We start from the raw sequence: 13,178 nt of genomic DNA on the forward strand, positions 1-13,178 counted from the left end.
GCCAATCCAAAGACATCCCACCCGCAAGATTCATCAATCGTCCGAATAGCGCTGCTCGCGCCAGGGATCGCCATACATGTGATAGCCGTTCTTCTCCCAGAAACCGGCCCTGTCCGCACCGATGAACTCAATACGGTTCAGCCACTTGGCGCTCTTCCAGAAGTAAAGATGCGGCACGACGAGGCGCATTGGGCCGCCATGCTCGCCGGTCAACGGCTGGCCCTCCCAAGCGGTGGCCAGAATCGCATCTTCGGCAGCGAAATCCGCAAGCGGCAAGTTTGTGGTGTAGCCGTCATAGCTCGTCAGCAGCACATGCTGCGTCTCCGCTGTCGGCATGGCAAGATCGAGGAGATCGCGCGTCGAAACCCCTTCCCAGCGATTGTCATAGCGCGACCAGGTCGTCACGCAGTGAATATCGCTGACGCGGGTGCTTTGCTCGATCGCCCGGAAAGCGGCCCAATCGAGGCTGAGTCGATTTTCCACGAAGCCGATCACATCGAGCCGCCAACTCGGCAAAGAAATCTGCGGCTGCACGCCGAGATCGAGCACCGGCCAGTTCTTGACAAGATGCTGCCCCGGCGGCAGCCGCTCTGTTTCGGGCCGGCTGACGCGCCCCGTCAGAAACTTGCCTTCCGCCGCCCAGCGGCGCTTGGAAGTCGTAAGCTTGCTATCGGCGGGGATCTGGTCGTCGCTCATGCCGGTATCCTCTTTCTAGTAGATAGAAATAGGATGACCGAGCTGGGCAGGTGTCAAGTCAAGGAACAGCAGATAGCTGGCTATATTGCCGCGATGGCGATATGGAATAGCTGCGCCTTGCCCGAGATCGAGTGCCGCCCGGCGCTGTCGTCGGAAATCAAAAGGCAATCGCCCGCATCAAGCGCCATGCCATCGATTTCGGCATTGCCGCGATGGCAAAGAACAAGAATGGTCCCGTCCCCGAAAGCGACTTCGCTAGGTCCATCGACCAAAACGCGCCGCACGGAATGCGTAAAACGGCCCCGCCGCGTCATGACATTGAGATCGGTAATCGTCCCGTCGATCAATGTCGCCGAAGTCGGCGCGTCGGCAGCGAAGGCCAGCGGCTCGCTTGCCTGTGTGAGGCGTTCGGGTGAGCGCCCCTCGATGAAAAGGGTCATGCCCTCACCATTGAGAATGGATAGCGTACGATCGATGCCGGGAAAGACCGAGAACGGGCCGTCCGTGGCAACGGTCGCCATGCTGACGCGCCAGTCGAAGTCGGCAAGCCCGGCGCCCTCAGGCGAAACGGCGATCTCCACCGTTTCCCCGCCGCCGTTTTTCCAAGGCATGCGCTTATGGTCACTGGCGCGCAGCAGCTTCATCTCAGTTCCCCAGGATGGCCGGCAGGCGCAGGCCCTGCTTCTTGGCCCAGTCGAGGGCGATGTCGTAGCCGGCATCGGCATGGCGCATGACGCCAGTCGCCGGGTCGTTCCAGAGAACGCGCTCCAGGCGCTTGGCGGCATCATCCGTGCCGTCGGCGCAGATGACCATGCCGGAGTGCTGGGAAAAGCCCATGCCGACGCCGCCGCCGTGATGCAGCGATACCCAGGTGGCGCCCGATGCTGTGTTGAGCAGGGCATTCAAGAGCGGCCAGTCGGACACGGCATCCGAGCCGTCCTTCATGGCTTCCGTTTCGCGGTTCGGCGAAGCGACCGAGCCAGAGTCGAGATGGTCGCGGCCGATGACGACGGGCGCTTTCAGCTCGCCGTTCCTGACCATTTCGTTGAAGGCAAGTCCGAGGCGGTGGCGATCGCCGAGACCGACCCAGCAAATGCGCGCCGGCAGGCCCTGGAAGGCGATGCGCTCGCGTGCCATGTCGAGCCAGTTGTGCAGGTGCTTGTTGTCGGGCAGCAGCTCCTTCACCTTGGCGTCGGTCTTGTAGATATCTTCCGGATCGCCCGAGAGGGCAGCCCAGCGGAACGGACCGATACCGCGGCAGAAGAGCGGGCGGATATAGGCCGGCACGAAGCCCGGGAAAGCGAAGGCGTTTTCGAAACCCTCTTCCTTGGCAACCTGGCGGATATTGTTGCCATAGTCGAGCGTCGGCACGCCGGCATCCCAGAAGGCGACCATGGCTTCGACATGCACCTTCATGGAGGTACGGGCGGCGGCTTCGACGGCCTTCGGATCGCTCTCGCGCTTGGCCCGGTGTTCGGCCACCGTCCAGCCGATCGGCAGATAGCCGTTCAGCGGGTCGTGGGCGGAGGTCTGGTCGGTGACGATATCCGGACGCGGTCCGCCGGCCTTCATGCGCTTTACGAGTTCCGGGAAGATTTCTGCAGCGTTGCCGAGCAGGCCGACGGACTTGGCTTCGCCAGCCTTCGTCCACTTGTCGATCAAAGCAAGCGCTTCATCGAGCGTCTTTGCTTTCTCGTCGACATAACGGGTGCGCAGGCGGAAATCGATGCGGGTTTCGTCGCTTTCGACGGCGAGGCAGCAGGCGCCGGCCATGACAGCCGCCAGCGGCTGTGCGCCGCCCATGCCGCCGAGACCGCCGGTCAGGATCCACTTGCCCTTGAGGTTGCCGTTGTAGTGCTGGCGACCGGCTTCGACGAAGGTCTCGTAGGTGCCCTGCACGATACCCTGCGTGCCGATGTAGATCCACGAGCCGGCCGTCATCTGGCCGTACATGGCAAGACCCTTCTTATCCAGCTCATTGAAGTGATCCCAGGTTGCCCAATGCGGCACGAGGTTGGAGTTGGCGATCAGCACGCGCGGCGCATCCTTGTGGGTGCGGAACACGGCGACCGGCTTGCCGGACTGCACAAGCAGCGTCTCGTCTTCGTTGAGCGTCTTCAGCGTCGCGGCGATACGGTCGAAATCATCCCAGGTGCGGGCGGCGCGACCAATGCCGCCATAAACGACCAGCTCGTTCGGGTTCTCGGCAACGTCCGGGTCGAGGTTGTTCATCAGCATGCGCAGCGGCGCTTCAGTCAGCCAGCTCTTGGCATTGAGCTCCGGACCACGAGGCGCGCGGATCTCGCGGATATTATGGCGTGGGTTGGTCATGTCACATCTCCAAGGAGGGCAGGATGTTGGTTGAAATCGAGGCATTGAGCGCGCCGGAGCCGATAAGCTCGCTGGCGGCTTTCAGGTCGTTCGCCATGTAGCGGTCCTCTTCCAGCGACGGCACGGCGGCGCGGATCGAAGCAATGGCAAGGGTCAGTTCCGGGCTGGTCGTCAGCGGCGCGCGCAGCTCGACGCCCTGGGCAGCCGTCAGCGCCTCAATGCCGATGATACCGAAGAGGTTTTCGGTCATTTGCAGCAGGCGGCGGGCGCCATGGCAGGCCATAGAAACATGGTCTTCCTGGTTGGCCGAGGTCGGCGTCGAATCGACAGAGGCCGGGTGCGACATCTGCTTGTTTTCCGACATCAGCGCAGCCGAGGTCACTTCGGCAATCATTAGGCCGGAGTTCAGGCCGGGCTTCTTGGCGAGGAAGGCCGGCAGGCCGTAGCTGAGCGCAGGATCGACGAGCAGCGCGATGCGGCGCTGGGCGATTGCGCCGATTTCGCAGACAGCGATGGCAATCTGGTCGGCGGCGAAAGCGACAGGCTCGGCATGGAAATTGCCGCCGGAAACGACGGAATTATCCGAAAGTACCAGCGGATTGTCGGTGACGGCATTGGCCTCGATTTCAAGGGTACGGCCGACGGAGCGCAGAAGGTCGAGGCAGGCGCCATCCACCTGCGGCTGGCAACGAATGCAATAAGGGTCCTGCACGCGCTCGTCGCCTTCGATATGGCTTTCGCGGATCACGGAACCGGCCAATAGGCCGCGAAGGGCTGCGGCGGTATCGATCTGACCCTTATGGCCGCGCAGAGTATGAATATCGGGATGGAACGGGGCGGAGGAACCCATCGCCGCATCCGTCGACATCGCGCCGGTAATGAGCGCGGCCTGGGCGGCACGATGAGCACGGAAGAGGCCCGCAAGCGCAAGACCGGTCGAGACCTGCGTGCCGTTGATCAGCGCCAGCCCTTCCTTTGCAGCGAGCACGACCGGCTTCAAACCAGCCTTTTCGAGCGCTGCCGCGCCGGAAAGCCGCTCGCCGGCATAGAAGGCCTCGCCGTGCCCCATCATGACCGCAGTCATATGCGCCAGCGGCGCAAGATCGCCCGAAGCGCCGACCGAACCCTTTTCGGGAATGACGGGCACGACGCCCCCTTCGAGCATGCCTTCGATCAGCCGCACCAGCTCCAGCCGCACGCCGGACGCGCCGCGTCCGAGCGAAACCAGCTTCAGCGACATGATGAGGCGAACGACATTCTCAGGCAGCGGCTGGCCCACGCCGCAGCAATGCGAGAGAATGAGATTGCGCTGCAGCGTTGCGACATCCGCACTGTCGATCTTGATCGATGCGAGTTTGCCGAAGCCGGTGTTGATGCCGTAAACCGGCGCATTGCCGGCGGCTATTTCGGCGATGCGGGCGGCTGCCTTGGCGATGCCGGCATCGAAAGACGCATCGAGCTTAGCCGGCTCACCGCTCCAATAGATCGTCGCCAGCTGCTGCAGCGAGACGGAACCCGGATGGAGAACAACAGTCATCGGTTGAACCTCTTTCCCTTGAAAACATGTGCATGGAGGGGATTGAAGCCGATGCGGTAGACAAGCTCCGCCAGGCTTTCGACATCCCAAATGGCAAAATCGGCCGACTTGCCGGCCTCGAGCGTCCCCGTCTCGGAGAGCAGACCAAGGGCACGCGCACCCTCACGGGTGGCGCCGGCAATGCACTCCTCGACCGTCAGGCGGAAAAGGGTGGCCGCCATGTTCATGGTCAGCAGCAGCGAGGTCAGCGGTGAGGTACCGGGATTGGAGTCCGTGGCAATGGCGATCGAGACGCCTGCATCACGCAGGGCCTGAACCGGCGGCTTCTGCTTCTCGTTGATGGCATAGAAGGCGCCTGGCAGCAGCACGGCAACCGTGCCAGCCGCAGCCATCGCCTTGACGCCGTCCTCATCGAGATATTCGACGTGATCGGCTGATAAAGCACCATAGGAAGCGGCAAGCTTGGCACCGCCGAGATTGGAAAGTTGTTCGGCATGCAGCTTCACCGGAATACCGAGCGACTTGGCAAGATCGAAGACGCGGGCGATTTCGGCCGTCGAAAAGGCAATGCCCTCGCAGAAGCCGTCGACGGCATCGACAAGGCCTTCGGCCTGGGCTTGCTTCAAACCGGGCAGCACGACATCATCGATATAATCGCCGTTACGCCCCTTGTATTCAGCCGGGGTCGCGTGCGCACCGAGATAAGAAGTCACGACGCGAACCGGGCGGACTGTCTCCAGTTTGCGCGCGGCCTGCAGCATCTTCAATTCGGATTCAATGTTGAGGCCGTAGCCCGACTTCACCTCGATTGTCGTTACGCCTTCGGACAGCAGAGTGTCGAGACGCGGCAAGGCGACGGCGACAAGCTCATCCACCGACAGTGCCCGCGTTGCGTTGACGGAGGAAACGATGCCGCCGCCGGCACGCGCGATCTCTTCGTAGCTCGCGCCTTCCAGCCGCATCTCGAATTCGCGGGCGCGGTTGCCGCCATAGACGATATGTGTGTGGCAATCGACGAGGCCAGGGGTCACCCAGCGCCCTTCGAGATCGACGATTTCTGCACCTGACGTATCGGGCAGATCGGCTTCGCTGCCGGCAAAGACGATGCGGCCGCCCTTGGTCAGGATTGCGCCCTTCTCGATCGTGCCGAGCCGGGCCTTACCCTCTTTCAAGGTTGCAAGGCGAGCATTCCGCCAGACGCGGCTTGCCCCGCAGTTTTCCTTGCCATCGTTGGGGCCGTCTTCGGAAAAATTGTTCCCACCCATCAGCTTTACGCCTTTCCTCGTTGGCTCATAATGTATATACATAATCGAAAGGCTGACAAGAGGGATTTTGGACTCCATGTCCGAAAGGAAAGGGTGAGACCATGACGAGACTTCATGCACGCGTCGCAATGCTTGGCGACGGATGGCACGAGAATGTGCGACTGACCCTCGAAGGCGGCCGCATCGCCGAGATCGTCACCGATGTCGCTCCCGAAGCCGGCGACGACAGGCAGGATGTTCTGGTGCCTGCCATGCCGAACCTGCACAGCCATGCCTTCCAGCGCGCTATGGCCGGCCTTGCCGAAGTCCGCGGCCCGGCCAACGACAGCTTCTGGAGTTGGCGCACCGTCATGTACAAATTCGCTTTGTCGATGACCCCTGACCATGTCGAGGCCGTTGCCGCGCAGCTCTATATGGAAATGCTGGAAGCAGGATTCTCCCGGGTCGGCGAATTCCACTATCTGCATCATGACAAGGACGGCAGCCAATATGCCAACATCGCCGAACTGGCCGAGCGCATCGGCGCCGCCAGCACTGAGACCGGCATTGCGCTGACGCTGCTGCCCGTCTTCTACGCCCATTCCGGCTTCGGCGGCGCCGCTCCCATCGACGGCCAGCGCCGCTTCATCAATTCGATCGAGAGCTTCGAAGCCCTTATGGCCGGCTGCCGCACGGTGACGAGCCGCCTGCCCGGCGCCGAACTCGGCATCGCGCCGCATAGCCTGCGGGCCGTGACGCCCGAGGAACTGGCCAAGCTTGTGCCGATTGCCGGCGAGGGGCCGATCCACATCCATGTCGCCGAGCAGGTGAAAGAAGTGGAGGATTGCATCGCCTGGTCGGGTGCCCGGCCAGTGCAGTGGCTGCTCGACAATGCGCCCGTCAATGAGCGCTGGTGCCTGATCCATGCCACACACATGACCGAGGATGAGACGCGGCGCATGGCTAGGAGCGGCGCGATCGCCGGCCTTTGCCCGATCACAGAAGCCAATCTTGGCGATGGCGTGTTCCCGGCACCGCTATTCTTGGAAGCAGGTGGCCACTACGGCGTCGGTTCCGATTCCAATATTCTCATCTCCGTGCCGGAGGAGTTGCGGCAGCTCGAATATTCGCAGCGCCTGGCGCTGCGCGCCCGCAACGTCATCGCAACATCAGGCGGTTCGACCGCCCGCATGCTGTTCGACGGCGCGCTGGCGGGCGGCGGCGCGGCTCTCAAGGCAGCGGCAGGCCTTGCCGTCGGCAACCATGCCGACATCGTTTCGCTCGATGTGAGTGCGGCACCCTATCTCTCCGGCGACCGCATTCTCGATCACTGGACGTTTGCTGGCGGCGTCAAGGTCGATGGCGTCTGGGCGCTGGGCCGCAAGCAGGTCGAAGGCGGCCATCATATCAAGCGGGAGGCAATCTCGGCGCGATTCCGCAAGGCGATGGCTGAACTCATTGCTTAAATACCGCTTTTCCTCCCATTGATTGACCCCTAAATAACTTGCGGGAAATTCCATGTCTTTCACGGAACAGATGGGCGGTATGACCACGAGCAAAGATGCGACCCTGCATCAGCGTATCCTCACCGATATCGAAGGCCGGATCGTCTCCGGCGCCTGGCCGCCGGGCCACCGCATTCCATTCGAGATGGAATTGGCGGATCAATATGATTGCTCGCGCATGACGGTGAACAAGGCGCTGACCCAGCTTGCGCGCGCCGGTCTGATCGAACGGCGAAAACGCTCGGGCAGTTTCGTCACGCATCCGCAGGCGCAATCCGCCGTGCTCGAGATCCACGACATCAAGTCGGAGGTCCAGTCGCTCAATCTGCCTTATTCACACAGGCTGATAAGACTCGCGGAACGGCGCGGACGACCTGAGGACGCGCACCGGCTGCAGTTCGTCGGTTCGGTCTCGGTGGTGGAGATCACCTGCATCCATTACGCCGGCCCGCGCCCCTTCTGCCTGGAAGATCGTGTCATCAATCTCGATGCCGTGCCGGAGGCGGCCACGGCCGATTTCGAGACCTTGCCGCCCGGCCCCTGGCTGCTCAACCAAGTGCCGTGGAGCACCGCCGAACACCAGATCCGCGCCATATCCGTCGAGGGTGACGCTGCCGCCAACCTCGATGTTCAGAAAGGCACGGCCTGCCTGGTAGTCGAACGGCGCACCTGGAGCGCGGCCGGCCCGATCACGCATGTCCGCCTGACCTATCCTGGGGATCGCCATAGCCTCGTGGCGCGATTTACACCGGCAAGCTGACCATTTTCCCGCATCACTTTAAGGGCGCTGCGGGGACTCTGTCGGCGGCGGAATAAGGCTTTCGGATTGACGGACTGGCTGGGCGGGATCGACCAGCAGAATACTGAGCGCAATCAGAACCAATGCCAGAATCAGGAGGATTCCGATCAGAAGCGGACGAATCGCGGTCATTTCGTTCTCCAATCTCCCCAGCCCAGCGCAAAGCGCGATAGGGAATTCGAGATAACCGGCGCAGTCTAGCGGTAAATGTTAAGCAATGCTTGATGTTCCGGGAAATATCCGGCCTTTTCCAGGAATTTCTCACCGCGTCGGGCGAGACGCCCGTCTCACGCTTGTTTGAGTGGCGAGTGATGAAAGCGGCGCCTAGGATCAGGATGCAGATGGCGCAAACCCGTTGCGCGGCCTGCTGCCGATCAATTTAGCCCTCCATATCCTCCAGATCAAAGATGACCGACAGATCGCTCGGCCTGTATATCAAGGGAGTTAATGCCCATGCATCGCAAACGTCTGATCACGGCTGCGCTGACGCTTTCCGTCGCCATGCTTGCCGCGCTGCAAAGCGCTGATGCCGCCGAGCTCGTCAAAGTGCGCGGCACCGTGGAAAGCCTCAATGGCGATACGCTCAAGGTCAAGTCCCGAGATGGCAGCGACGTGACTGTCGCGCTGAAATCCGGCGGCAACGTCGGCGGCGTCGTCCAGGCTGCCGTCGGCGACATCAAGCCGGGCGATTTTGTCGGCATCGCCTCGCAGCCGACCAACAGCGGCATCAACGGCGCTCTAGAAGTGGTCATCTTTCCGGCCTCGATGAAGGGAACCGGCGAAGGCGATCGCCCCTGGGATTCGGCGCCGAACAGCTCGATGACCAACGCCACGGTCGCCAACGCCGTGACCTCCGTCGACGGTCCGACATTGACGCTTACCTACAAGGGCGGCGAACGCAAGATCAGCATCCCCAAGGGCACTCCCGTCGTTACGCTGACATCGGCGACGAAAACCGACCTGAAACCGGGCGCCGGCGTCTTTATCACAGGCGAACGCAACGCCGATTCCACAGTCTCTGCCAACCGCGTCGCCGTCGGCCTCAACGGCACCGTGCCACCGATGTGATTGCTGCGAAAACCGCACGCAGCCGGACAATCTTGAATTCGATCGCCAAAAGTAATACCTCTTTTCAAGAAAGTATTACCGAGGAAGAGATGAGCACGACCGTAACAGCGAAAGGACAGGTGACGATTCCCAAGGCCGTCCGCGACATGCTTGGGATCGGACCCGGAAGCCAGGTCGATTTTCGCCGCATGTCCGATGGCAACGTCGTTCTTGTCCCGGTGGATACACAGGAGCAGGCTAGCCGATTCGGCAAGTTCCGTGGTCATGCCGGCAAAGGTATGAGCACGGACGAAATCATGGCTTTGACGCGCGGCGAAGATTGAGGTGATTTTCGTCGATTCCAACGTGCTGCTCGATATCATCACGAACGATCCCGTGTGGTATGGCTGGTCGCTCGCGCAACTCGATGCTGCAAGCCTTCTCGGCCCTTTGTGCATCAACGATGTCGTATATGCCGAAATATCCGTGCGTTACGATAGGATCGAAGATCTCAACGAAATGCTTGCTGAGACTGGGCTTCGTATCGAGCCGATCCCGCGGGAGGCGCTCTTCCTCGCTGCCAAGGTTTTCGCTCAATATAGAAAATCGGGCGGAACGCGCGGCGGCGTCCTGCCAGATTTCTTCATCGGTGCTCATGCAGCCATCGGCGGCCTGTCTCTTCTGACACGCGATACGAAGCGCTTCCAGACCTATTTCAGATCGGTCAAGCTCATTAGCCCGCAGGAAACATAAGGCGGGATGGAACAGGAAAACCTGTTCCGTCGCCTGCTGTATGACCTTGGTCGCATCGCCTTTCATCGGCTCGATGCGATACGAAACGGCCGAAAGTTATTCGCCGACATGCCGCATGGCCTCGGCCAGCGAAATGTCCGACTTGATTTCCCGCGTCGACATCGATGTCACCGTGTGCCTGACGCCCGGCAGCCGGTTCAGCTCCTGCCGCAACAAGCGGTCGAGGGCGGCCATGTCGGTCGCCAGGATATGGAGGAGATAGTCCGCCTCCCCCGTCGTCGCATGGCAGCGCCAGATCAGCGGATGCCGGCGTACGGCCGCTTCGAAGGCGTCGAAGCGCTCGACATCGATGGAGACTTGCACGAAAGCTTCCAGGCCGAAGCCGAGGCGGGCGGGATCGAGAAGCGTCCTGTATCCGCGGATCACGCCAGCCTCCTCCAGCGCCTTCACCCGCTTCCAGCATGGCGTCTTGCTGAGGCCGGCGAGTTCGGCAAGTGCGGCAAACGAGATGCGGGCATCGGCCTCGAGGGCTGCGACGATCTTGTGATCCAAAGCGTCTAATTCCATCGTTCTCTCCGCGGTGTCAATATTCATCGATCGTACTCTATTTATCCGATTCTGGATGACAAATAGGAACAATGTTCAAGCCGAGATTTCGTATTCTGCAGGAAGAGCAAACATGCTTGGCGGCCGAGGGCCGGAACAAAGGGAACGAGGATGCAGAAGAAAGACTACTACGCGCGCATCGAAGCGCCCGAAATGCGCGACTACGGCGTTTACCTGCAATGCGACAAGCTGCTCGCCTGTCAGAAGCCACTTGACGGCATGGTCAATGGCGACGAATTGCAGTTCCAGATCGTGCATCAGGTGGAAGAGCTCTGGATGAAGCTCATGGCCTACACGCTGGTCGACGTCATCGCTTTCATGGAGGAGCGCAACACGCATCGCGTCGTCACGCTGATGGGCCGCGTGCACCGGATCATGCGTATGATGACGGCGCAGCTCGACCTCCTGGAAACCATGTCGCCGAAGGAATATCAACAGATCCGCCTGCAGCTCGGCAATGGCAGCGGCCAGGAATCGCCCGGCTTCAAATTCCTGCTGCGCATGCCGCCGGACATCTGGCATGCCTTCAAGGCCAACTATCTCGATGCCGCCGGGCTGACTGTCGAGGATATTTATGACGGCAAATATGATCACGGCGACAGCTACGTGGTCGCCGAGGCGCTGGTGGAATATGACGAGCTGTTCCAGAAGTTCCGGGCCAATCACATCTACCTGATCCAGCGCTCCATCGGGCTCGGCTCGAAATCCCTGAAAGGCCGCCCGGTCGAACTGCTGCAGGCCGGCACCCGCCATCGCTTCTTTCCCGACCTCTGGGACATCCGTGCCGAAATGACCGATCGCTGGGGCAGCGAATATGGCGTCGTCCGCGATTCCATCTCCAGCCACGACGCCGCTGAATAGGCGCTGACCGAAACGGCCTTCCGCTGCCACTGATTTCAGCGGAGGCCTTTCTGGGCGAGACCTGGCCTCTGGATAGGCTCCACCCGCTCGGCAAACGCCGCAAGGGCGTCACGACCGCAGTCTTTTCCAGGCATTCAGTCCGCAATCGGCGGACGCACAGGCCGACAGGGACATCTTCTGCCTGATCGCAGCGGTCAAATCGCCACGCTCCTTCCCCATCGAGCAAACTACCCGATTGCCGCCTTGCGGGAAACTGATGGCGCCTTCCCCCAAGGCGGTACGCAGCCTGATTTCAGCCCACGAAATGCAAAAACCATGAAATATAGCCTATTGCATAAATTTGTTCCCTAGCATATTTAATTAGTAACTTCAAAATCCGATCCTCCCCGGAGCCCCGCATGACGCAATTTCAGGAAGCCGCCGCGCAAGAACGTGCATGGAAGTTCGCGAGCCGCGACGAGGACGACCGCCCCAGCCTTCCGGAAGTCAATTCGACTGTTAAGGTTCCCCATGCCGGCAGCTGGATCCGGCGCCTAATCGCCTTCCTCGGCCCAGGCTATATGATCTCAGTCGGATACATGGATCCCGGCAACTGGGCGACGGATATCGCCGGTGGAGCGCAGTTCGGCTATACGCTGCTTGCCGTCATCATGCTGTCAAACCTGATGGCGATCCTGCTGCAGGCGCTGTCGGCAAGGCTCGGCATCGCGACCGGCCGCGACCTCGCCCAGGCCTGTCGCGATACCTATCCCCGACCCGTCAATCTGGCGCTCTGGTTCGCCTGCGAGCTCGCGATCATCGCCTGCGACCTTGCCGAAGTCATCGGCACCGCAATCGCGCTGCAACTGCTTTTCGGAATTCCGCTGATCGGCGGCGCGCTGATTACCGCGCTTGACGCTTTCCTGCTGCTGCTTCTGATGAGCAAGGGTTTCCGCTACCTCGAAGCCTTCGTCATCGCGCTGCTCATCGTCATCGCCACTTGTTTCGCCGTCCAGATCGCCGCCGCCGCCCCGCCGGTCGCAGCGATCCTCGGCGGCTTCATCCCATCGCCCCAAATCGTCACCAATCACGAAATGCTCTATATTGCCATGGGCATCATCGGCGCGACGGTCATGCCGCATAATCTCTACTTGCACTCCTCGATCGTCCAGACACGGGCCTACAAGCGCACGGAAGAAGGACGCCGCGACGCCATCAAATGGGCAACCATCGACAGCACTGTCGCACTGATGCTGGCGCTGTTCGTCAACGCCGCGATCCTTATCGTCGCAGCCGCCGCCTTCCACACCAGCGGCCACTCCGATGTCGCCGAAATCGGCCAGGCCTACGAGCTGCTGTCGCCGTTGCTCGGCCTCGGTATCGCCTCGACGCTGTTTGCAGTGGCGCTGCTCGCCTCCGGCCTCAATTCGACGGTTACGGCGACGCTTGCCGGCCAGATCGTGATGGAAGGCTTTCTCCGGCTCAGGATTCCGCACTGGGCAAGGCGACTTTTGACCCGCGGCCTCGCAATTATCCCGGTTGTGTTCGTAACTGCCATCTATGGTGAAAAAGGCACGGCGGATCTGCTGGTGCTGAGCCAGGTCATCCTGTCCATGCAGCTGCCTTTCGCGGTTATCCCGCTGGTCCAGTTCGTGACGAATCGCGAGAAAATGGGCAACTTCACCGTCTCCAGAAACATTGCTGTTCTTTCCTGGGTGATTGCGGCAATCATTCTGTTGCTGAACTTTAAACTCCTCTACGACACCATCTTCGGTTGACGAATCATCTTGAACGCGCGAATCTCGTCCTGTGGATGATCA

The 13,178-nt window shown here is 61.1% G+C and carries 14 protein-coding genes; 7 read left to right on the top strand and 7 right to left on the bottom strand.

Annotation, left to right across the window (positions count from 1 at the left end; translation table 11 throughout):
* Positions 1-33: 33 nt before the first annotated feature.
* From FHT84_RS07660 to hutI, 5 genes are all read right to left on the bottom strand, one after another.
* Positions 34-696 (bottom strand): sulfite oxidase-like oxidoreductase, encoded by a 663-nt coding sequence (locus FHT84_RS07660; RefSeq protein ID WP_112341491.1) that lies wholly within the window; start codon positions 694-696, stop codon positions 34-36.
* Between the two features lie 80 nt (positions 697-776).
* Positions 777-1,340, bottom strand: a complete 564-nt coding sequence (locus tag FHT84_RS07665; RefSeq protein WP_113249670.1) for a HutD family protein — start codon at positions 1,338-1,340, stop codon at positions 777-779.
* Between the two features lies 1 nt (position 1,341).
* Positions 1,342-3,027 (bottom strand): urocanate hydratase, encoded by a 1,686-nt coding sequence (gene hutU, locus FHT84_RS07670; RefSeq protein ID WP_113249671.1) that lies wholly within the window; start codon positions 3,025-3,027, stop codon positions 1,342-1,344.
* A 1-nt stretch (position 3,028) separates the two neighbouring features.
* The gene (gene hutH, locus FHT84_RS07675; protein ID WP_112341494.1) at positions 3,029-4,564 is read right to left on the bottom strand and encodes a histidine ammonia-lyase; all 1,536 of its coding nucleotides are present in this window, start codon (positions 4,562-4,564) and stop codon (positions 3,029-3,031) included.
* Complete coding sequence (hutI, locus tag FHT84_RS07680) at positions 4,561-5,829, bottom strand: imidazolonepropionase (protein WP_113249673.1); 1,269 nt, start codon at positions 5,827-5,829, stop codon at positions 4,561-4,563. Before hutI ends, hutH begins: the two co-directional genes overlap by 4 nt.
* A gap of 101 nt (positions 5,830-5,930) precedes the next feature.
* Between hutI and FHT84_RS07685 the strand changes: the two genes are divergently transcribed.
* Together FHT84_RS07685 and hutC are read left to right on the top strand one after the other, a co-directional pair.
* Positions 5,931-7,274 (top strand): formimidoylglutamate deiminase, encoded by a 1,344-nt coding sequence (locus tag FHT84_RS07685; RefSeq protein ID WP_113249674.1) that lies wholly within the window; start codon positions 5,931-5,933, stop codon positions 7,272-7,274.
* Between the two features lie 79 nt (positions 7,275-7,353).
* Complete coding sequence (hutC, locus tag FHT84_RS07690) at positions 7,354-8,073, top strand: histidine utilization repressor (protein WP_113249700.1); 720 nt, start codon at positions 7,354-7,356, stop codon at positions 8,071-8,073.
* 18 nt (positions 8,074-8,091) lie between these two features.
* Here the strand turns inward: hutC and FHT84_RS07695 are convergent, their stop codons facing one another.
* Positions 8,092-8,244, bottom strand: a complete 153-nt coding sequence (locus tag FHT84_RS07695; protein WP_167376678.1) for a hypothetical protein — start codon at positions 8,242-8,244, stop codon at positions 8,092-8,094.
* 321 nt (positions 8,245-8,565) lie between these two features.
* Between FHT84_RS07695 and FHT84_RS07700 the strand changes: the two genes are divergently transcribed.
* From FHT84_RS07700 to FHT84_RS07710, 3 genes are all read left to right on the top strand, one after another.
* Positions 8,566-9,180, top strand: a complete 615-nt coding sequence (locus FHT84_RS07700; protein WP_112341497.1) for a hypothetical protein — start codon at positions 8,566-8,568, stop codon at positions 9,178-9,180.
* Positions 9,181-9,269: 89 nt separating this feature from the next.
* Positions 9,270-9,503 carry an AbrB/MazE/SpoVT family DNA-binding domain-containing protein gene (locus FHT84_RS07705; RefSeq protein ID WP_113249675.1) on the top strand — a complete coding sequence of 78 codons (234 nt, stop codon included), beginning with the start codon at positions 9,270-9,272 and terminating at the stop codon, positions 9,501-9,503.
* Between the two features lies 1 nt (position 9,504).
* A complete protein-coding gene (locus tag FHT84_RS07710) occupies positions 9,505-9,912 on the top strand; it encodes a type II toxin-antitoxin system VapC family toxin (protein WP_183761543.1) in 408 nt (135 codons plus the stop codon).
* A 96-nt stretch (positions 9,913-10,008) separates the two neighbouring features.
* Here the strand turns inward: FHT84_RS07710 and FHT84_RS07715 are convergent, their stop codons facing one another.
* Positions 10,009-10,479, bottom strand: a complete 471-nt coding sequence (locus FHT84_RS07715) for an Lrp/AsnC family transcriptional regulator (RefSeq protein WP_112341502.1) — start codon at positions 10,477-10,479, stop codon at positions 10,009-10,011.
* A gap of 150 nt (positions 10,480-10,629) precedes the next feature.
* Here FHT84_RS07715 and FHT84_RS07720 point away from each other — a divergent pair, with 150 nt between their 5' ends.
* Both FHT84_RS07720 and FHT84_RS07725 read left to right on the top strand, forming a co-directional pair.
* Positions 10,630-11,379: a tryptophan 2,3-dioxygenase family protein gene (locus tag FHT84_RS07720; protein WP_112341504.1), complete on the top strand. Its 750-nt coding sequence runs from the start codon at positions 10,630-10,632 to the stop codon at positions 11,377-11,379.
* A 398-nt stretch (positions 11,380-11,777) separates the two neighbouring features.
* Positions 11,778-13,136, top strand: coding sequence for an Nramp family divalent metal transporter (locus FHT84_RS07725; protein ID WP_113249678.1), 1,359 nt, complete (start codon positions 11,778-11,780; stop codon positions 13,134-13,136).
* Positions 13,137-13,178: the final 42 nt, after the last annotated feature.

Source organism: Rhizobium sp. BK289 (assembly GCF_014193575.1).
GTDB lineage: Bacteria > Pseudomonadota > Alphaproteobacteria > Rhizobiales > Rhizobiaceae > Rhizobium > Rhizobium tropici_C.